We start from the raw sequence: 18,695 nt of genomic DNA on the forward strand, positions 1-18,695 counted from the left end.
CTCGCAGAATGGCATTCCCCCGTTACACCGGGATGAAACCGCGATCACAGCACATAACGTCACATGTTACCTTTCACGTCATTTGTTTTTAAAACAAGAAGATAGCTGGATAAGCTCGCCTGAAGACTGCTAGCTTTATGACCATGACGCACCTCGAGTGCGCGGTTCAAAAAGAGAGAAAGCTATGAAACGAGCCGTGAACGCCCTACAAAATTTCGGAAAATCATTGTACGGACCGGTACTTATCTTACCGATCGTCGGTCTGTTTATCGCCTTTGGTAACGTGCTGGGTAACGGTAACCTCGCAGAATACCTGCCTTTTCTCGGGCATCCCCTTATTCAGAATATTGGCCAGCTGATCGCCAAGTCTGCCGTGTCGGTGCTGGTCAACCTGGCGCTGGTGTTTGCCGTCGGGATCCCGATTGGTCTGGCGACGCGCGATAAAGGCTACGCGGCGCTGATTGGGCTGGTGACCTTCGTGGTGTTTATCAATGCCATGAACGTCACGCTGCAGCTACAGGGCGAGCTGGCCCCTGCTGAGCAGATGAAAGCCGCGGGTCAAAGCATGGTGCTGGGCGTGCAGGTGCTGGAGATGGGCGTGTTCGCCGGGATCCTGACCGGGGCGCTATCCGGTTATCTGTATAACAAATACTCCGGCGTACAGTTTAACGGCGCGATGGCGATTTACTCCGGACACTGCTTTGTGGCGATTGTCATGTTGCCCGTCTCTATGCTGCTCGGCGTGGTAATGAGCGAACTCTGGCCGTACGCTCAGCACGGCATTAGCGCGCTGGCGCTGGCTATTAAAGGCTCCGGCCCGCTCGGCGTAGCCATTTACGGTTTCCTTGAGCGCATTCTTGTGCCGACAGGCCTGCATCATCTGGTTTATACGCCGTTCCTCTATACCGAACTGGGCGGTACGCAGGAGGTGTGCGGCGCAACCTATCAGGGCGCGCGCAATATCTACTTCGCCGAGATGGCCTGCCCGGACGTGAAGCAGCTCAGCAGCACGGTAGTGTGGGACGCGCGCGGCATCAGCAAGATGTTCGGGCTGCCCGCCGCCGCGCTGGCAATGTACATGACCGCGAAGCCCGAGCGTAAAGCCATTGCGAAAGCGATTCTGATCCCGGCGGCGCTGACCTCACTGCTGGTCGGCGTGACCGAGCCGATTGAGTTCTCCTTTCTGTTCGTCGCCCCGCTGCTGTTCGTGGTGCATGCGGTGCTGACCGGCATCGGCATGATGCTGTTCTCGCTGCTGGGTGTTCACGCCATCGGCGCCAACGGGATTATCGACTTCATCCTCTACAACCTGCCGCTCGGCACGGAGAAGTCCAACTGGCCGATGTACATCGTGGTCGGGCTGATCGTGTTTGCCCTCTACTTAGTGGTGTTCCGCTTCCTGATCCTGCGCTTCAACATGAAAACGCCGGGCCGTGAGGATGAAGATCAGGAGACACGCCTTTACAGCAAGCAGGAGTACCAGGCGAAAGGCAACAACGACGGGCTGGGCGAGTCCATCGTGGTGGGACTGGGCGGCCGGGAAAATATTGAGGTTGTGGATAACTGCTACACCCGCTTACGCGTCACGGTGAAGGACGTCGCCATCATCGACGAGCCTCGCCTGAAGGCGACCGGCGCGAAAGGGGTTATCAAACAAGGTAACAACGTTCAGGTGGTCTACGGGCTGCATGTCAAAAAAATGCGAGAAGCCGTTGAGACGTTTCTCTGAAAGGAGCTAAAGATGTTTACACCCCCATTTATTCTGTCGATTGCCGGCGGCGGCAGCACCTACACGCCGGGTATTGTAAAAAGCCTGATGGTGCGCTTGAAGGATTTCCCGCTGGCCGAAATTCGCCTCTATGACATCGACGAGACGCGTCAGAACACCATTGCGCCCGTCGTCGAAAAGGTCATTCGCGACCACAGCCAGAGCATCAAATTTACCGTCACCAGTGACCCGGAAGTGGCCTTCAGCGGCGCGCATTTCGTCTTCGCCCAGATGCGCGTCGGCCAGTATAAAATGCGCGAGCAGGATGAGAAGATCCCGCTGCGTCACGGCGTGGTCGGCCAGGAGACCTGCGGCCCCGGCGGGCTGGCCTACGGACTGCGCACGATCCTGCCGATGGTCGAGCTTATCGATCTGGTGGATCGCTACGCGCATGAGAAGGCCTGGATCGTGAACTACTCCAACCCGGCGGCGATCGTCGCGGAAGGTGTGCGCCGCCTGCGCCCTAACGCGCGGGTGTTGAACATCTGCGATATGCCGGTGGCTGCCATGCGCAATATGGGAGCGATTCTGGGTGTCGATCGCCGCAAGCTGGAAGTGGACTACTTCGGCCTGAACCACTTCGGTTGGTTTACCCGCGTGCTGGTGGACGGCGAGGACAAGCTGCCGGCGCTGCGTAAGCATATCGCGAAGTTTGGTCTGCTGACGGAAGATGCGGCCAAAACCGATCCGCAGCACTCCGATCCCTCGTGGGTTAAAACCTGGCGCAACATCAAGCCGATTATGGATAACTTCCCGGAGTACCTGCCGAACCCGTACCTGCAGTACTACCTGATGCCGAACCAGATTGTGGAGCACCAGAACCCGGACTATACCCGTGCTAACGAAGTGATGAACGGGCGTGAGAAAAAACTTTTTGCTGCTGCTGAAGAGTACAAGCGCACCGGGATTTTACCGGATGCCTTCCACGTGGGTGTTCACGGCGAGTTTATCGTTGACGTCGCCTGCTCGCTGGCCTTTAACCTGCGCCAACGACATCTGGTGATGGTGGAAAACCGCGGGGCGATAACCAATCTGCCGTACGATGCGGTGGTGGAAGTGCCCGCCTATATCACCTCCGAAGGGCCGGAGCCTGTGCGCGTGGGGCAGGTGCCGCTGTTTCATCAGACTCTGCTGCAACAGCAGCTCGCCTCGGAACAGCTTCTGGTGGAGGCGACCATCGAGGGCAGCTATGAGAAAGCCCTGCAGGCGTTCACCCTCAACCGCACCGTGCCAACCATGGAGCATGCAAAAGCGATTCTGGATGAGATGATCGAGGCCAACCGCGACTACTGGCCTGCGCTGCAAAAAGCCTGGCAGGACGGCGAACCGGTGAAAAAATAGGGGCTTGCTCGCGAGTTGAACGAGGTTTGCTTGTCGGTGTCAGAAAAAACACCGACAATCCTTTTTTACGGAAAAGAATGGAGGCAACCCATGTCCACCTCATATTTTGTCGCCGCCGACTGGCTGATTGAGCACGGCGACGATCCGGAAGTCCAGATTATTGACGCGCGTATGGCCCCGGCCGGGCAGGAACACCTTCGCGATATGGTCGCGGAATACCGTGCCGGACATCTGCCTGGCGCGGTATTTTTTGATATCGAAGCCCTCTCCGATCGCAACTCTCCCCTGCCGCACATGCTGCCGCGCCCGGAAGCGTTTTCCGTGGCGATGCGCGAGCTGGGCGTCAGTAAAGACAAACATCTTGTTGTCTATGATGAAGGTAACCTCTTCTCCGCACCGCGCGCGTGGTGGATGCTGAAAAACTTCGGCGTGGAAAAAGTCTCGATTCTGGCGGGCGGGCTGGCGGGCTGGAAGCGTGACGAGCTGCCCCTTCAGCAGGGCGACGTGACGCTGCCGGAAGGCGAATTCGATGCCACGTTCGACGCGCACGTGGTGAAACGCCTGACCGACGTGCTGGTCGTGAGCCATGAAAAAACGGCGCAAATCGTCGATGCCCGTCCTGCTCCGCGCTTCAATGCCGAAGCGGACGAGCCGCGTCCGGGGCTGAAGCGTGGACATATTCCGGGCGCGCTGAACGTGCCGTGGGGCGACCTGGTGTTTGAAGGCGAGCTGAAAACCACCGACGAGCTGCGCGCCATTTTTGACCGTGCTGGCGTGGATTTACATCGTCCGATTATTGCCAGCTGCGGCTCCGGCGTAACGGCCTGCGTAGTGATTCTGGCGCTTGCCACGCTCAGCGTAAGCGACGTCACGCTCTACGACGGCGCCTGGAGCGAATGGGGTGCGCGGGAAGATCTGCCTGTCGAACCCGCGAAATAATGGATAACCGCCTGGCCACGCTGTTAACGCGCGGAGCGTCATTGACCCGCGCGGAGTATCGCGTCCTCGCCCACCTCACGGAGCATCCGCTGCTGGTAGGCAATATCACGGTGCGCGAGCTGGCGCAGGCGACGTTTGTTTCGACCGCCACCATTATGCGGCTGTGTCAGAAGCTGGGGTTCAGCGGCTTTAGCGAATTTATCTGGCACTGCAAGCAACTGCTCTCCGACACGCCGCATATAGCAGCCGAGGCGCAATCCCTTCCTGAACTCCCGGCGCTGTTTAATCAGTTTATCGCCAACTATCAGCACACCTTCCAGTGGGTCACGCAGGAGAAGCGCCAGCAGTTTGCCGACCTTCTGCGCCAGAAAGAGAGCTTCTTTCTCTATGGCGCCGGGTTTTCCTATCTCTTTGCCGAGTACCTGACCAAGAAATTACAGGTACTGGGCAAAACGGCGTTCATCTCCGGACCGGGGGACAGCCGTAATATATTTCTCAGCAACGCCACGCGCTATCAGGTGTTTATTGCCGTCTCGCGCAGCGGCGAAACGGAGCAGGTGCTGGACAAAGCGCGGATTGCCAAAAACGTCGGCATGACCATCGTCGCGTTTACCCGCGCCTCGGCCAATACGCTGGCGGGGATGGCGGACGTGCACTTTGCCCTCTATGACGAAGCGGTACACTTCGCCGCCGAAGCCGCAGGAGTGACGTCGTTTGAGTCGAATCTGGTGCTGCTGATGGATTTACTGCTGCTGGAAGCAACGGGGTGAAACTCACCCCGCCGTAATCAGATAATGCGGTTTGTTTTTAGATCGCGCAGGAAGCCTCCCCAGCGACGCTCGTAGAACGGGGTGATGTGCTCGGTGATAAAGTGGCTGATGCCCTTCTCACCTTTCGTCACCTGACAGATATCGATCGGCTCGTCGCCCGGAAGCGTGTCGGTCGCCACGCTTCCCGCCGCCTGAATGATGTCGTCGATATCGCCGTCGGCTTCAATGCCAATCAGCAAAACAGGCTTTTCGTCAGCGCTCTCTTTGATAGAGCAGAGGAATGCGCGTCTTACTGGTTTCAGGGTTTTGAAGAGCGTGGTCAGGGAATCTATCATCTGCGCAGGCGGCTCGGCCACCTCAGACAGCAGCAGCGTTTCCCCCCCTTCCAGCACCTCCTGGGTACTGAGAGGGTTACCCTCTTCGCCGATCAGGTGGCTGATTTCACGCGGGGTGAATTCTTTCCCGGTTGGCAGCTTCGCGTTGAGGAACAGCGTCTGGCCCAGCGTCATTTCAAACAGGGTACGCACCGGCATTACCACGAACGCCTGTTCATCTTCTACCGCTTCCTGCAGGGCTTCCAGCGAGGTGAAGAACGGGATCACCGAAGAGCCGTCGTCTTTTTCCCAGTGCAGCAGATCCAGCGCGCTGTCTTCGACAACCTGCTCGCCTTCCGCCGCGGTGCCCGGCACCCAGACGGTGGACTCCAGCAGCGTGCGGAAAAATGCCGGACGGTGTGCGGGCTCGGTCGCCGCCTGCTCCAACAGGGTTTCTAATTCGTTTTTGGTTTCGGACATAACAATTCCAGATGATGCATTTCCCCTCACCCCGGCCCTCTCCCACAGGGAGAGGGAGCAAACTATCCCCTCTCCCCGTGGGAGAGGGTTAGGGTGAGGGCAATAACGATTACTCAGCCGTCAGCAGGTTCGCCACGGTACGCACGCCCAGACCGGTCGCGCCCGCGGACCACTGCTCAACCGCCGCTTTACGGTACGTTGCGGAGCAGTCGATGTGCAGCCAGCCTTCATGATAATTCTCAACGAAGTGAGACAGGAAGCCTGCGGCGGTGCTTGCCCCCGCCGGGTATGCAGCGCTCGCGGTGTTGTTCAGCTCGGCAAAGTTGGACGGCAGTTGGCTGCGGTGGAACTCGGCCAGCGGCAGACGCCAGAACGGTTCGTTTTCCGCAGCGGCGCTTGCCAGCAGGCGAGCGGCCAGCTTGTCATCGAAGCTGAACAGCGCATGGTAGTCATTACCCAGGGCGGTTTTCGCCGCGCCGGTCAGGGTTGCCATATCGATAATCAGTTCTGGTTTCTGGGCAGAGGCGTCGATCAGGCCATCGGCCAGCACCAGACGGCCTTCCGCGTCGGTGTTCATCACCTCAACGTTTTTGCCGTTGCGGTAGCGAATGATGTCGCCCAGCTTGAAGGCGTTGCCGCTGACCATGTTGTCCGCGCAGCACAGGTAGAGCTTCACGCGCTTGTTCAGACCGCGGGTGATGGCGAACGCCAGCGCGCCGGTGATGGTTGCCGCGCCGCCCATGTCGGACTTCATGGAATCCATGAACGCGCTCTGCTTCAGGCTGTAGCCGCCGGTATCAAAAGTGATGCCTTTCCCGACCAGGCAGGCAAAGACCGGCGCTTCTTTATCGCCGGTTGGGTTGTAATCCAGCGCCAGCAGGACCGGAGGTCGCTCAGAACCTCGGCCCACGGTGTGGATACCCATGTAGTTCTGCTCGCGCAGGTCTTCACCTTTGGTGATGCGGTAGGACATCTTGTCGCCCGCCACGCCGCACAGCAGGTCAACCGCGCGCTGCGCCAGCTGCTCCGGACCGAGCTCTTCCGCCGGAGCGTTAATGGTGTCGCGCACCCAGTCGATAATTTGCAGGCGGCTTTCCAGCTCTTTCTGACCGGCTTCGTCGAGGTTCGCCCACTCAATTTTGCGGGTGCCTTTTGGGCCTTTGTAGCCCGCCCAGAATGCCCAGCTGCGGTCGGTATCCCAGCCTTCACCTTCCAGGGACACATGCTTAATACCCAGGCCGTCAATTTTCCGCGCGGCGCGCTGGATCAGGCCCAGATCATCTTTGCCCGTCAGGTGCAGGGTAATACCATCGTTGTTGATGCTGTAGCTGGCTTTCTCGCCCCAGCGCGCGTCGGCTGGCTGCGTAGAGAGCGTAATCTTCATCGCTTCGGTCATTTTATTTATCCTTATTAGCAACTAGCAAACGGGCCGCCTGAAGGCAGCCCGTTTTGTTATTTATTCTGCTTCATCTAACCAGACTAACAGAATCGCCTCCAGAATTTTTTCATTGGATGCGTTTGGATCGTCGTCGAAATCCTCTAAATCGCAGATCCACTGATGCATGTCGGTGAATCGTACGGTCTTCGGATCGAGATCCGGGTTCGCGTCGTAGAGCGCTTCGCCGATTTCACGGCTGTCTGTCCACTTTAGTCCCATATTAATGCTCGCGTGCGTGGTTGATGGTGTAGCGTGGGAATTCCACGACCAGATCTTCATCGGTCACCGCGGCCTGGCAGCTCAGGCGGCTGTCTGGCTCCAGACCCCATGCTTTATCCAGCATGTCGTCTTCGTCTTCGGTGCTCTCGGCGAGAGAGTCAAAACCTTCACGCACGATGCAGTGGCAGGTGGTGCAGGCACAGGATTTTTCACAGGCGTGTTCCACTTCGATACCTGCACGCAGGGCTACATCGAGAATGGTTTCACCGGTCTTCGCTTCCAGAACAGCGCCATCCGGACAGAGGTCCGCATGAGGCAAAATAACAATCTTTGGCATATTAAACCTCGTCCACGGACTGGCCTTTCAGCGCGACGCGGACAGATTTGTCCATGCGGCGAGCAGCGAAGTCCTGGGTTTGTTTATCAACGTTTTTAATGGCTTCTTCTATTGCGTCAGCGTCATCGCCAACTGCGACAGCGCTTAAGCGCGCGGCAGCGTCGTCAATCACCTGGCGCTCAGCGGCGCTTAACAGCGCGGCATCGGCAGCGAGCGCGCCGTTCAGGCTCTCCAGCACGCGGGCGGCTTCAACTTTTTGTTCAGCCAGCATACGCGCCTTCACATCCTGCTCGGCGTAGCTCATTGAGTCCTGAATCATGGAGGCGATTTCGCCATCGGTCAGGCCGTAGGACGGCTTCACCTGAATGGACGATTCCACGCCGGTCGATTTTTCCATCGCCGTGACGCTCAGCAGGCCGTCCGCATCTACCTGGAAGGTGACGCGAATATGCGCCCCGCCCGCCGGCAGCGCAGGAATGCCGCGCAGCGCAAAGCGCGCCAGAGAGCGGCAGTCCTGCACCAGCTCGCGCTCGCCCTGCATCACGTGGATGGACATTGCGGTCTGGCCGTCTTTGAAGGTGGTGAACTCCTGCGCACGCGCCACCGGAATGGTGGTGTTACGCGGGATCACTTTCTCCACCAGACCGCCCATGGTTTCTAAACCAAGGGACAGCGGGATGACGTCCAGCAGCAGCATTTCGCTGTCCGGCTTGTTGCCGACCAGAATATCGGCCTGGATTGCGGCGCCCACGGCAACCACTTTGTCCGGGTCGATGGAGGTCAGCGGCGTGCGGCCAAAGAATTCGCCCACGCGCTCGCGCACCAGCGGCACGCGGGTCGAACCGCCCACCATGACCACTTCCAGCACCTCGCTGGCCTCAACGCCCGCATCTTTCAGCGCGCGACGACAGGCCATCAGGGTGCGTTTTACCAGCGGGGCAATCAGGTCGTCGAACTGGTCGCGGGTAATGTCACCCTGCCAGCCCGCAACGTTTACGGTAACCGTCTGCGCATCGCTCAGGGCGATTTTGGCGTCGATAGCCGCATCCAGCAGTTCACGCTGCACGCGCGCATCGCTGCGATCGCTGATACCCGCCTGCTCGCGGATGTAGTCCGCCAGCAGATGGTCGAAGTCATCGCCGCCCAGCGCGGAATCCCCGCCCGTCGCCAGCACTTCAAACACCCCGCGGCTTAAGCGCAGGATCGAGATATCAAAGGTGCCGCCACCGAGATCATAAACCGCAATGACCCCTTCCTGACCGGAGTCGAGGCCGTAGGCAATCGCCGCCGCCGTCGGTTCGTTCAGCAGGCGCAGTACGTGCAGGCCCGCCAGACGCGCCGCGTCTTTGGTGCCCTGACGCTGTGCATCGTCAAAATAGGCCGGAACGGTAATGACTACACCGTCCAGATCGCCGCCGAGCGTCGCCGTCGCGCGTGCCGCCAGCGCTTTGAGGATGTCGGAGGAAACACGAATTGGGTTCAGCAGACCGGCCGCGGTCGCGATCATCGGCAGGCCGTTTTCACTTGCCTGCAGCTGATACGGCAAATGCGGGTAGCGGGTCTGAATATCGGTCAGCGAGCGGCCCATCATGCGCTTTACGGAGCTGATAGTGTTGGCCGGATCGCGCGCGGCGTTGGCGCGGGCGTCATAGCCGACCGCGTGACCCTGCTGCTGGTAGTGGACCACGGAAGGCAGCAGATGGCGGCCCTGCTCGTCGGCCAGCGTTTCCGCCTGGCCGCTGCGCACGGTTGCCACGAGGGAATTGGTGGTGCCGAGATCAATACCCACCGCCAGACGACGCTGGTGCGGTGCGGCACTTAAGCCAGGCTCACTAATTTGTAATAAGGCCATAATTGCTTCCGAAATTAAAAATCGAGCAGCTTTTCTTCGAGTTGTTCAGCACTGCTTCGCAGTTTATCGAGAAAACGGAGTTTGCGCACAGTGTCTGCCGCTACATCCCAGGTCTCGTTGTTCAGTTGCTCCACCATCTGCTGATGGCGGGTATCGAACATGCCCTTCACGCGCTTAATGAAGCTTTCCAGACGCGCTTCGTCTTTGGCCTGTTCAATCTCATCCAGCTCTTCGCGCAGCTCCAGCTGCTCCATCAGAAACGCCGTGTCGCGCACGGTGTGCTGCTCGCTCGCCAGGTCGAAACCGTGGAGCGAGAGCAGATACTCAGCGCGCGCCAGCGGATGGCGCAGCGTCTGCCAGGCCTGATTGATGGTGGCGGAGTGGGAAACCGCAGCCAGCTGTTCTGCCTGCGTCCCGCTGGCGAATTTATCCGGATGATACTGACGCTGCAGATCCTGAAAACGGATCGTCAGCGACTGGAGATCGATCGGGTATTGAGCGGGTAGTCCGAAGAGAGTGAAGTAATCCATAACAATCTCAGGGGTAGCCTGTTAGAACAAACCCCACGCGCAGAGATCCTGCGGTGGGGTTTCGGATGACGCGCGGTTAAACGTGGAAGCTTTCGCCGCAACCACACTCGTCTTTGACGTTCGGGTTCGTGAATTTGAACCCTTCGTTCAGGCCTTCTTTAACGAAGTCCAGCTGAGTGCCGTTGAGGAATTGCAGGCTTTTGCCATCGACCACCACCTTCACGCCCTTGTCTTCAAACACGGTGTCGTCAGACGCCGGCTCGTCAACAAACTCCAGTACGTAAGCCATACCAGAACAGCCGGAGGTACGTACGCCCAGTCGCAGGCCAAAGCCTTTACCACGGTTCGCCAGAAAAGAGCTTACTCGCGCGGCAGCGCTGTCGCTAAGGGTAATCGACATACTCAAACCTCAATTATTTTGCTTCACGTTTGCTTTTATAATCCGCAATGGCGGCTTTGATCGCGTCTTCTGCCAGAATAGAACAGTGAATTTTCACCGGCGGCAGTTCGAGTTCTTCAGCAATATCCGTGTTCTTGATTGCCTGTGCTTCGTCCAGAGACTTGCCCTTCACCCATTCGGTGACCAGGGAGCTGGACGCAATTGCAGAACCGCAGCCGTAGGTCTTGAAGCGCGCGTCTTCAATGATACCTTCATTGTTGACTTTAATCTGCAACTTCATCACGTCGCCACACGCCGGTGCGCCAACCATGCCGCTACCGACAGATTCGTCGCTGTTGTCAAAAGAGCCAACGTTGCGCGGGTTCTCGTAATGATCGATGACTTTTTCGCTGTATGCCATGATTGAATTCTCCTTATGTACCGATTAGTGATGTGACCATTCAATGCTGTTCAGATCCACGCCCTGCTTGAACATTTCCCACAGTGGAGAAAGGTCGCGCAGACGGCCAATGGAGTTGCGAACCAGCTTGATGGTGTAGTCAATCTCTTCTTCGGTAGTGAAACGACCTAAAGAGAAACGGATAGAGCTGTGTGCCAGCTCGTCGGTCATGCCCAGCGCGCGCAGCACGTAGGATGGCTCCAGGCTTGCAGACGTACAGGCAGAACCGGAAGAAACGGCCAGGTCTTTCAGTGCCATAATCAGCGATTCGCCTTCAACATAGTTGAAGCTGACGTTGAGAATGTTTGGTGCGCCCTGCTCGAGATCGCCGTTCAGATACACTTCTTCCATATCTTTCACGCCGTCCCACAGACGGTTACGCAGCGTGCGCAGGCGCGCCATCTCGGTTTCCATCTCTTCTTTTGCAATGCGGTACGCTTCGCCCATGCCCACGATCTGGTGAACAGGCAGCGTGCCGGAACGCATGCCGCGCTCGTGACCGCCGCCGTGCATCTGTGCTTCGATGCGGATACGCGGCTTACGACGAACGTACAGCGCGCCGATACCTTTCGGGCCATAGATTTTGTGGCCGGAGAAGGACATCAGGTCCACTTTCAGCTGGCTCAGGTCGATAGGCAGTTTGCCCACGCTCTGGGTCGCGTCCACGTGGTAGATGATACCGCGCGCGCGGCACATTTCGCCGATGGTCGCGATGTCCTGCACCACGCCGATTTCGTTGTTGACGTGCATGATGGAGACCAGAATGGTGTCATCACGCATAGCCGCTTCGAGCTCTTTCAGGTCGATGATCCCGTTGCTCTGTGGCGCCAGGTAAGTTACTTCGTACCCTTCACGCTCCAGCTGGCGGCAGGTATCCAGCACGGCTTTATGTTCGGTTTTGCTGGTGATGATGTGCTTGCCTTTTTTCTGATAAAAGTTGGCTGCACCTTTGATCGCCAGGTTGTCGGATTCGGTCGCACCGGAGGTGAAAACAATCTCACGCGGGTCGGCACCCACCAGGTCAGCAATCTGATTACGGGCGATATCCACCGCCTCTTCAGCATGCCAGCCAAAACGGTGTGAACGGGAAGCTGGGTTACCAAAGTTTCCGTCCAGGGTCAGACACTGCATCATTTTCTCGGCAACACGCGGGTCCACCGGCGTGGTTGCGGAGTAATCGAGATAAATCGGTAATTTCATTGCTCTTTAAACTCCGTACATCGCTTCAATGCAAGGAATCAGGCAACCGGCTGGATGTACGACCGAGTACGCGGGGCGTGACCGCCCCGGCCTGATTCTGAAATACTTATCGTTTTATTACGCGCGTAATTTGACGTCGATAGCGTCCTGCGCGCGGGTGCTGCGTTGTGAATCATGGCTGTGCTGACGGCCTGATACGTCCAGAACTTCCTGGTTATTCACCAGTTCACCGAGGGTGATATTGTTCAGGAAGCCCGTCAGACGGTCGCTCAGATCGCGCCACAGCGCGTGGGTCAGGCACTTATCGCCGCCCTGGCAGCCGCCTTTACCCTGGCAACGGGTCGCGTCCACAGATTCGTCAACGGCGCTAATCACTTCACCAACCGCAATACTGCCCGCGTCTTTACCCAGCAGATAACCGCCGCCCGGGCCACGAACGCTGGAAACCAGTCCATTTTTACGCAGTCTGGAGAACAGCTGTTCCAGGTAAGAGAGGGAGATCCCTTGTCGTTCAGAAATATCAGCCAACGGAACCGGGCCCGCTTCGGAGTTGAGCGCAACGTCCAGCATCGCGGTCACGGCATAACGCCCTTTAGATGTCAGTCTCATGTCTTACTTAACCTCAAACTCGCCCCTGCCCGGGGTTTTTTATTGTAAAATGGGGGTATTGCATAGCAGGGCCAAGTCTGACATTCCTGACTAAAATGGTCAACTATTTACTTGACTGTTTTAGTCAGGTATTTAACCTTCCGTGCCGTATTGCCTGGGTTCGGCCTGATGCCTTCACCCCGGCCCTCTCCCACGGGAAGAGGGAGAAAACAAACCGGCACTACTCTTTATTCTTCTGCTCAATCGACGCCAGAATTCCGCGCAGGATGTTCAGCTCCTGGCTTTCCGGGCGCGCGCGGGTGAACATACGGCGCAGCTTGTTCATCACCTGACCCGGGTGGCCTTCACGGATGAAACCGGTAGAGAGCAGCGTCTGCTCCAGGTGGCCGTAGAAACGCTCAAGGTCGTCCACCAGCGGATAGGCCGTCTCTTCTTTCGGTTCAGCCTGCTTTTCCTGCGTCGCCAGCCACGCCATACGCACTTCGTAGGCGATAACCTGCACCGCCATCGCCAGGTTCAGCGAGCTGTATTCCGGGTTGGCGGCAATCGCAACGTGGTAGTGGCACTTCTGCAGTTCGTCGTTGGTCAGGCCAACGCGCTCGCGGCCAAACACCAGCGCAACCGGCGCCTGTTCTGCTTCTGAGACACTTTTCAGGCCGCATTCGCGTGGGTCCAGCATCGGCCACGGCAGCGTGCGGGAGCGCGCGCTGGTACCGACAACGAGGCTACAGCCGGCCAGCGCTTCGTCGAGGGTATCGACGATCTGGGCGTTGCCGATCACGTCGCTTGCCCCGGCCGCCAGAGCGATAGCCTGAGAGTCGGGCTTCACCAGCGGGTTAACTAGCCAGAGGTTCGTTAAGCCCATGGTTTTCATAGCGCGGGCAACGGAGCCCATGTTGCCGGTGTGCGATGTTTCGACCAGCACGATTCGAATGTTTTGCAGCATAATTTTTAGATGTCTGGATTCAGTGTCTGAAGAATATTCGGGCATATTATCATAAACGGGAGACATAATCCGATCCCGCTGCTATACTCTGCGCCGATTTTCCTGTTCTTTAACATCCAGTGAGAGAGACCGATGCATCCGATGCTGACCATCGCCGTGCGCGCAGCGCGCAAGGCGGGTAACGTAATTGCCAAACACTACGAAACGCCAGACTCCGTAGAAACCAGCCAGAAAGGCAGCAATGATTTCGTGACTAACGTCGATAAAGCCGCAGAAGCGATTATTATCGAAACGATCCGCAAATCTTACCCGCAGCACACCATCATCACCGAAGAAAGCGGTGAACATGAAGGTACCGATCAGGATGTTCAATGGGTTATCGATCCACTGGATGGCACCACCAACTTCGTCAAACGCCTGCCACACTTCTCTGTGTCAATTGCAGTACGCATTAAAGGCCGTACTGAAGTCGCCGTTGTTTATGATCCAATGCGTAACGAACTGTTCACCGCTACCCGCGGCCAGGGCGCACAGCTGAACGGCTACCGTCTGCGCTGCAGCAATGCACGCGACCTGGACGGCACCATCCTGGCGACCGGCTTCCCATTCAAGGCGAAGCAGCACGCGACCACCTATATGAATATCCTGGGCAAGCTGTTCACCGAATGCGCGGACTTCCGTCGCACCGGCTCTGCTGCGCTGGATCTGGCCTACGTTGCCACCGGCCGCGTTGACGGTTACTTCGAATTGTCACTGAAGCCGTGGGACTTCGCGGCGGGCGAGCTGATCGCACGTGAAGCAGGCGCGATTGTTTGCGACTTCACCGGCGGCCATAACTATATGTCTACCGGCAACATCGTTGCGGGTAACCCACGCGTTGTTAAAGCCATGCTGGCCAACATGCGTGACGAGCTGAGCGATGCGCTGAAGCGTTAATCCGCTCACCCCAACCCTCTCCCCAAAGGGGAGAGGGTGTTAAACGGCACCGTACTCACCCACATCGTCACCGCCGCCACCAGCAGAATCACCCCGCCCGCCAGCGCGAGCGTTGTCCATCCTACCTGCCGCCACAGCACCGGCGTTTTATTGCCGCTGAGTTTGACCGCCAGCTGACGGAAGCTGTGTACCAGCAGCGCTAAAGACGAAATGGTGAGAGACGTCCCTGCCGCCATCGCCAGCGCCGAGAGCATGCCCCAGCCGAACACACCAATCACTTTACTGAACAGCAGCACCATGATGGCCCCCGAGCACGGGCGCATCCCCATAGAGAGAACTATCATCAGCCGCGCGCGCCAGTCGTCACCGCTCTGTAATTGATCCTGCGTCGGCAGGTGCTGATGCCCGCAGCCGCAGTGTTCATCATGAACGTGGTGCGGCGTAAAGGTTTTGAATTTGGGCTTTTGCAGCAGCGCGCGCAGCTTTTTCAGCGCCCGCCAGCAGAGGATCAGCCCCAGCACGCCCACCAGCGCATAGCTGCCCTTCTCCAGCCAGAAGCTGCTCATGTGAAGCTGGCGCGCGGGAAGCTGTAATAGCGAAAGCACAACCACCACCAGCGCTATCGCCACGCCCCCCTGAAGCAGCGAAGAGGCCAGCGTCAGGCCAATGCTCGATTTCAGCTTCGACGGATGGGTCGCAAGCCAGGTGGTTATAACGATTTTACCGTGCCCCGGACCCAGCGCGTGCAGCACGCCGTAGATGAAGCTGAACGCCAGCAGAGAACCGCCCGCCCTGGTCGGATTCTCCGCCACCGCCTTCAGCAGCCCGCTCATCTGCTGGTTGACCTCACGCTGCCAGATGATGCTTTTCATCATCACCTGCGGCCAGGCCTGCCACAGCCAGAGCGAACCGCCGAAGGCAAACAGTAAAAAGAGCGCCAGCGGCCAGAGGTGCAACCAGCGGCGCGGTTTTCGTACCGGAGAGGAGATCACTGACATTGTAACGTTACCTTCTGTGCGAACTGTTTACCCAGTTCCATGTCCTCCGGCGGCGCATCTTCCTTATCGAGAGAGACCGCAAAGTTCAGCGTCTCTTCGCTGGGCTTCGGGGTATGAACCGCAATTTTGCAGGTTTTTTGCAACGATGCCGGAAGCTGAACGTCGCGCTCTTCGGCATAGCTCATGTCCACGTAGTACGTTGGGTCAAAGGTGGAAAACGTATAGGTTTGTCCTGCCAGCGGCTGCGGGTGCGCCAGCGGGAGCACGAATGTCAGCACCGCCTGATGCCCGTCGCGGGACATGCCGTATTCTGTCGGGCGATTGAGGAACTTCACCTTTTGTCCGTTATGCCAGAACTCGGTGAAGTAGTGCTGACCCAACACGTTGGCCATCACTTCCGCCGCCAGCTTTTTCCAGATTTCGTCGCCGGGCTTCGCGTTGCCCGCATCATAAAGCAGATCCGCCGAGGTGATTTCATCCATCGTCCAGCGCATTTTCAGGCCGCTCAATTGCGTGCCGTCGGTGACCAGCTCGGTTTTCAGGCTGATAAAACTGTGAGGATGCGCGCTGGCGGTAAAGGTGATAACCGCCAAAAATAACGCCATCGCATTTTGTTTAACTGTCCGCATCAATTCCTCACGTCAAAAATTCTGTGATGTTCCCCAGCAATCCTGAGTGAAAGGCCTGCCGGCGCGCTTTTCAGCGCCCATCCTTTAGCTATTCTTATCAAACATTCACACTGGATACCCGACAGATGATGACGACGCTTGAAATTCCATCTGTGCTTTCCAGTTCGCAGCGCCGCTGCCAGGTGCTTTTAATGCTTTACCTGCCCGATGCTGCCGTCACCGCACAGAGCATAATCGCTGCCAACGGCGTGGACGACGTCATGGCACGGCAAGATATAGCCGAGACGCGCGATGAAATCCAGCGCTATCACCGGCTGGATATCGTTACGCACCACGACGGCAGCTACCGAATTGAAGGCACTGCCCTGAATCAGCGTTTGTGCCTCCTGCACTGGCTGCGCAGGGCGCTGCGCCTTTGCCCACAGTTTGTCTTGCACCAGTTTACGCCAGCCTTAAAAACCGCGCTTAAACAGCACGGCATCGCGCGGCCGCTTTACGACGATGCAAACCTGCGGGCGCTGATCGGCTTCTGCTCCCGCAAGCTTCAGCGCCAGTTTGAATGCCGGGACGTTCAGTTCTTACAGCTCTATTTACAATACTGCCTCATCCAGCATCACTTAGGAAACACGCCGCAGTTTTCGCATGCCCAGCGCAGCTGGACCCAGTCGCGGGGAGAGTATTTTACGGCACAGGAGATTGTCCGCCACTGGAAGCGGCGCGTGCCGCAGGGCGCGCACGTAGATGAGCAACTGTTTCTGGCGCTGCTGTTTATGATGCTCCGCACGCCCGATCCGGTGCTCGATAAACACCAGCAGGATCAGCGTTTGCGCCGAGCCATTGTGCGCATGGTGGCCCGTTTTCGCTCCCAGACAGGGATGAACTTCAGCGACGAGCAGGGGCTGACCGATCAGCTATATATTCATCTGGCTCAGGCGCTGGACCGCTCTCTGTTTGAGATCGGCATCGATAACAGCCTGCCGGAGGAGATCCACCGCCTCTACCCCCGGCTGTTGCGCACAACGAAAGAGGCGCTGTTTGAGCTGGAGGCGGAGTTTGGCCTGCGTTTTTCCGATGAGGAGATGGCGCTCGTGGCGGTCATTTTTGGCGCCTGGCTGATGCAGGAGTCCGATCTGCATGAAAAACAGGTGGTGTTGCTGACCGGGGAGGATAAATCCTGCGAGGAGATAATTGAACAGCAGCTGCGCGAGTTGACGCTGCTGCCGCTCAATATTCGCTATCTGACCCTGCAGGCGTTTCAGAAAGAGGGGGCGCCGCGCGAAGCCGCGCTGGTTATCACCCCCTATCCTACGGCCCTGCCGCTGTTCTCGCCGCCGCTGATCCACGCAGTTGAATCACTGAACGCGCAGCAGCAAGAGCATATTCGCGCCATGCTGGAATCGTAGTTACGTTCGCGCGGCCACTTTTGGTCGAACAAACATCGCCGGGAGCGCCACCAGCGCCATGACCCAGAACACGCCGTGTCCAAGATGCTGGTAGAGGAAGCCCGCAAATACCGTCATCACTGCAATGCTGCCGCCCATCGCCACCGCAGAATAGACCGCCTGAAGACGAATCACGTCCCCGCCCTCACGCGCAGCGATATAGCGCATCGCCGCCAGATGACACACGGTGAACGTGCCGCAGTGAAGAATCTGCGCCACAATCAGCCACGGCAGTTCCGTTGTCCAGCCCATAATGCCCCAGCGAGCCACGCCGCACACCGCGGAAAGCAGCAGCAGGTCGCGCGCGCCAAAGCGGCGGAACAGCTTCTTGCTCAGGGCGAAAATAATGACTTCTGCCACCACGCCCAGCGACCACAGGTAACCGACCGCAGAGGCAGAGTAGCCCGCCCCCTGCCAGTAGATAGCGCTGAAGCCATAATACGCCGCATGCGCCCCCTGAAGCAGACAGACGCTCGCCAGAAAACGCCAGCTCTGTGCCACCAGGCTCCGCCAGGCGGGCCAGCCGGCGCTCTCCTGATGGCGACTCTCCCCTTGCGGCATCACCGACGGGCGCAGCAGCATCCCAAGCAGCATCGAGGCTATCCCGATACTGAGCAAAGCCAGAATCGCGCGGTAGTCGTAAAGGCTGACCAGTTTCCCCACCAGCGCCGAGCCGATCACGAAGGCAATCGAGCCCCACAGGCGCACGCGCCCATAGTCCATGGTGATCTGCTTTTGCCAGGTGTTCGCCAGGGCATCCGTCAAGGGTACCAGCGGTGAGAAGAACAGGTTAAAGCCGACCATCACCACCATCAGCCAGGCAAACTGGTGGCTGACCCAGAAGCAGGCCGCAAAGACCAGCGTTAGCAGCGCCAGAATACGCACCGCTTTTATTAGTAGGGAGGGATCGCTGACGCGGGGTGCAATCAGCAGGCTACCAAGGAAACGAGCCACCAGCCCCGCGCCCAGCAGGATACCGATGGTTTCTGGGGTCAAACCAATTCCCTTGAGCCAGACGCTCCAGAAAGGCAGAAAAATACCGTAGCTAAAAAAGTAGGTGAAGTAGCTGAGCGCCAGCCAGCGCGTGGAATGCAAGACCATGAATCCC

Annotated in this window: 20 protein-coding genes; 6 read left to right on the plus strand and 14 right to left on the minus strand. The window is 58.1% G+C overall.

Annotation, left to right across the window (positions count from 1 at the left end):
• Positions 1-184: 184 nt before the first annotated feature.
• The 4 genes from V1603_RS21025 to V1603_RS21040 all read left to right on the plus strand — a co-directional run bounded on the left by V1603_RS21025 (position 185) and on the right by V1603_RS21040 (position 4,818).
• Positions 185-1,729: a PTS transporter subunit EIIC gene (locus tag V1603_RS21025; RefSeq protein ID WP_395313224.1), complete on the plus strand. Its 1,545-nt coding sequence runs from the start codon at positions 185-187 to the stop codon at positions 1,727-1,729.
• A gap of 12 nt (positions 1,730-1,741) precedes the next feature.
• A complete protein-coding gene (locus V1603_RS21030; protein WP_395313225.1) occupies positions 1,742-3,109 on the plus strand; it encodes a 6-phospho-alpha-glucosidase in 1,368 nt (455 codons plus the stop codon).
• Between the two features lie 90 nt (positions 3,110-3,199).
• Positions 3,200-4,048: a 3-mercaptopyruvate sulfurtransferase gene (gene sseA / locus V1603_RS21035; protein WP_395313226.1), complete on the plus strand. Its 849-nt coding sequence runs from the start codon at positions 3,200-3,202 to the stop codon at positions 4,046-4,048.
• Positions 4,048-4,818 (plus strand): MurR/RpiR family transcriptional regulator, encoded by a 771-nt coding sequence (locus tag V1603_RS21040; protein WP_395313227.1) that lies wholly within the window; start codon positions 4,048-4,050, stop codon positions 4,816-4,818. Before sseA ends, V1603_RS21040 begins: the two co-directional genes overlap by 1 nt.
• Positions 4,819-4,835: 17 nt before the next feature.
• On the opposite strand, the gene sseB is transcribed toward V1603_RS21040, so the two are convergent.
• From sseB to trmJ, 11 genes are all read right to left on the minus strand, one after another.
• A complete protein-coding gene (gene sseB, locus V1603_RS21045; protein ID WP_116343275.1) occupies positions 4,836-5,612 on the minus strand; it encodes an enhanced serine sensitivity protein SseB in 777 nt (258 codons plus the stop codon).
• Positions 5,613-5,721: 109 nt separating this feature from the next.
• Positions 5,722-7,008, minus strand: coding sequence for an aminopeptidase PepB (gene pepB / locus V1603_RS21050; RefSeq protein WP_116343277.1), 1,287 nt, complete (start codon positions 7,006-7,008; stop codon positions 5,722-5,724).
• A 60-nt stretch (positions 7,009-7,068) separates the two neighbouring features.
• Positions 7,069-7,269 carry a Fe-S cluster assembly protein IscX gene (gene iscX, locus V1603_RS21055; protein ID WP_003860650.1) on the minus strand — a complete coding sequence of 67 codons (201 nt, stop codon included), beginning with the start codon at positions 7,267-7,269 and terminating at the stop codon, positions 7,069-7,071.
• Position 7,270: 1 nt separating this feature from the next.
• Entirely contained in the window at positions 7,271-7,606 is a 336-nt protein-coding gene (gene fdx / locus V1603_RS21060) for an ISC system 2Fe-2S type ferredoxin (RefSeq protein ID WP_003860652.1), read from the minus strand.
• Position 7,607: 1 nt separating this feature from the next.
• Entirely contained in the window at positions 7,608-9,458 is a 1,851-nt protein-coding gene (gene hscA / locus V1603_RS21065; protein WP_163330588.1) for a Fe-S protein assembly chaperone HscA, read from the minus strand.
• 14 nt (positions 9,459-9,472) lie between these two features.
• Complete coding sequence (hscB, locus tag V1603_RS21070; RefSeq protein ID WP_116343281.1) at positions 9,473-9,988, minus strand: co-chaperone HscB; 516 nt, start codon at positions 9,986-9,988, stop codon at positions 9,473-9,475.
• Between the two features lie 76 nt (positions 9,989-10,064).
• Positions 10,065-10,388 (minus strand): iron-sulfur cluster assembly protein IscA, encoded by a 324-nt coding sequence (iscA, locus tag V1603_RS21075; RefSeq protein ID WP_003860659.1) that lies wholly within the window; start codon positions 10,386-10,388, stop codon positions 10,065-10,067.
• A gap of 13 nt (positions 10,389-10,401) precedes the next feature.
• Positions 10,402-10,788 (minus strand): Fe-S cluster assembly scaffold IscU, encoded by a 387-nt coding sequence (gene iscU / locus V1603_RS21080; protein WP_003860661.1) that lies wholly within the window; start codon positions 10,786-10,788, stop codon positions 10,402-10,404.
• A 24-nt stretch (positions 10,789-10,812) separates the two neighbouring features.
• Positions 10,813-12,027: a cysteine desulfurase gene (iscS, locus tag V1603_RS21085; RefSeq protein ID WP_008502157.1), complete on the minus strand. Its 1,215-nt coding sequence runs from the start codon at positions 12,025-12,027 to the stop codon at positions 10,813-10,815.
• Between the two features lie 117 nt (positions 12,028-12,144).
• Positions 12,145-12,636: a Fe-S cluster assembly transcriptional regulator IscR gene (gene iscR, locus V1603_RS21090; RefSeq protein ID WP_008502158.1), complete on the minus strand. Its 492-nt coding sequence runs from the start codon at positions 12,634-12,636 to the stop codon at positions 12,145-12,147.
• 220 nt (positions 12,637-12,856) lie between these two features.
• On the minus strand, positions 12,857-13,582 hold the full coding sequence (gene trmJ / locus V1603_RS21095) for a tRNA (cytosine(32)/uridine(32)-2'-O)-methyltransferase TrmJ (RefSeq protein ID WP_047652688.1): 726 nt from the start codon (positions 13,580-13,582) through the stop codon (positions 12,857-12,859).
• A gap of 132 nt (positions 13,583-13,714) precedes the next feature.
• Between trmJ and suhB the strand changes: the two genes are divergently transcribed.
• Positions 13,715-14,518, plus strand: coding sequence for an inositol-1-monophosphatase (gene suhB, locus V1603_RS21100; protein WP_003860668.1), 804 nt, complete (start codon positions 13,715-13,717; stop codon positions 14,516-14,518).
• Between the two features lie 5 nt (positions 14,519-14,523).
• Here the strand turns inward: suhB and V1603_RS21105 are convergent, their stop codons facing one another.
• Both V1603_RS21105 and V1603_RS21110 read right to left on the minus strand, forming a co-directional pair.
• On the minus strand, positions 14,524-15,516 hold the full coding sequence (locus V1603_RS21105; protein ID WP_116343283.1) for a nickel/cobalt transporter: 993 nt from the start codon (positions 15,514-15,516) through the stop codon (positions 14,524-14,526).
• On the minus strand, positions 15,507-16,145 hold the full coding sequence (locus V1603_RS21110; protein ID WP_166712079.1) for a DUF1007 family protein: 639 nt from the start codon (positions 16,143-16,145) through the stop codon (positions 15,507-15,509). The genes V1603_RS21105 and V1603_RS21110 overlap by 10 nt, the downstream gene beginning before the upstream one ends.
• A gap of 125 nt (positions 16,146-16,270) precedes the next feature.
• On the opposite strand from V1603_RS21110, the gene csiE reads away from it, so the two are divergent.
• A complete protein-coding gene (gene csiE, locus V1603_RS21115; RefSeq protein ID WP_395313228.1) occupies positions 16,271-17,548 on the plus strand; it encodes a stationary phase inducible protein CsiE in 1,278 nt (425 codons plus the stop codon).
• Here the strand turns inward: csiE and V1603_RS21120 are convergent, their stop codons facing one another.
• Positions 17,549-18,688, minus strand: a complete 1,140-nt coding sequence (locus V1603_RS21120; RefSeq protein ID WP_395313229.1) for a 3-phenylpropionate MFS transporter — start codon at positions 18,686-18,688, stop codon at positions 17,549-17,551.
• Between the last annotated feature and the right edge of the window lie 7 nt (positions 18,689-18,695).

Origin of the sequence: Enterobacter sp. ECC-219 (assembly GCF_043966805.1) — a bacterium.
Taxonomy (GTDB): Bacteria; Pseudomonadota; Gammaproteobacteria; order Enterobacterales; family Enterobacteriaceae; genus Enterobacter; species Enterobacter cloacae_N.

Excerpts from the sequence above, each read along its gene's own strand:
- iscS (WP_008502157.1), bottom strand. The coding sequence starts at position 12,027 with ATGAAATTACCGATTTATCTCGATTACTCCGCAACCACGCCGGTGGAC.
- V1603_RS21110 (WP_166712079.1), bottom strand. The coding sequence starts at position 16,145 with ATGCGGACAGTTAAACAAAATGCGATGGCGTTATTTTTGGCGGTTATC.
- V1603_RS21120 (WP_395313229.1), bottom strand. The coding sequence starts at position 18,688 with ATGGTCTTGCATTCCACGCGCTGGCTGGCGCTCAGCTACTTCACCTAC.
- iscR (WP_008502158.1), bottom strand. The coding sequence starts at position 12,636 with ATGAGACTGACATCTAAAGGGCGTTATGCCGTGACCGCGATGCTGGAC.
- sseB (WP_116343275.1), bottom strand. The coding sequence starts at position 5,612 with ATGTCCGAAACCAAAAACGAATTAGAAACCCTGTTGGAGCAGGCGGCG.
- hscB (WP_116343281.1), bottom strand. The coding sequence starts at position 9,988 with ATGGATTACTTCACTCTCTTCGGACTACCCGCTCAATACCCGATCGAT.
- V1603_RS21105 (WP_116343283.1), bottom strand. The coding sequence starts at position 15,516 with ATGTCAGTGATCTCCTCTCCGGTACGAAAACCGCGCCGCTGGTTGCAC.
- V1603_RS21030 (WP_395313225.1), top strand. The coding sequence starts at position 1,742 with ATGTTTACACCCCCATTTATTCTGTCGATTGCCGGCGGCGGCAGCACC.
- trmJ (WP_047652688.1), bottom strand. The coding sequence starts at position 13,582 with ATGCTGCAAAACATTCGAATCGTGCTGGTCGAAACATCGCACACCGGC.
- suhB (WP_003860668.1), top strand. The coding sequence starts at position 13,715 with ATGCATCCGATGCTGACCATCGCCGTGCGCGCAGCGCGCAAGGCGGGT.
- iscU (WP_003860661.1), bottom strand. The coding sequence starts at position 10,788 with ATGGCATACAGCGAAAAAGTCATCGATCATTACGAGAACCCGCGCAAC.
- V1603_RS21025 (WP_395313224.1), top strand. The coding sequence starts at position 185 with ATGAAACGAGCCGTGAACGCCCTACAAAATTTCGGAAAATCATTGTAC.
- csiE (WP_395313228.1), top strand. The coding sequence starts at position 16,271 with ATGATGACGACGCTTGAAATTCCATCTGTGCTTTCCAGTTCGCAGCGC.
- hscA (WP_163330588.1), bottom strand. The coding sequence starts at position 9,458 with ATGGCCTTATTACAAATTAGTGAGCCTGGCTTAAGTGCCGCACCGCAC.
- fdx (WP_003860652.1), bottom strand. The coding sequence starts at position 7,606 with ATGCCAAAGATTGTTATTTTGCCTCATGCGGACCTCTGTCCGGATGGC.
- iscX (WP_003860650.1), bottom strand. The coding sequence starts at position 7,269 with ATGGGACTAAAGTGGACAGACAGCCGTGAAATCGGCGAAGCGCTCTAC.
- sseA (WP_395313226.1), top strand. The coding sequence starts at position 3,200 with ATGTCCACCTCATATTTTGTCGCCGCCGACTGGCTGATTGAGCACGGC.
- iscA (WP_003860659.1), bottom strand. The coding sequence starts at position 10,388 with ATGTCGATTACCCTTAGCGACAGCGCTGCCGCGCGAGTAAGCTCTTTT.
- V1603_RS21040 (WP_395313227.1), top strand. The coding sequence starts at position 4,048 with ATGGATAACCGCCTGGCCACGCTGTTAACGCGCGGAGCGTCATTGACC.
- pepB (WP_116343277.1), bottom strand. The coding sequence starts at position 7,008 with ATGACCGAAGCGATGAAGATTACGCTCTCTACGCAGCCAGCCGACGCG.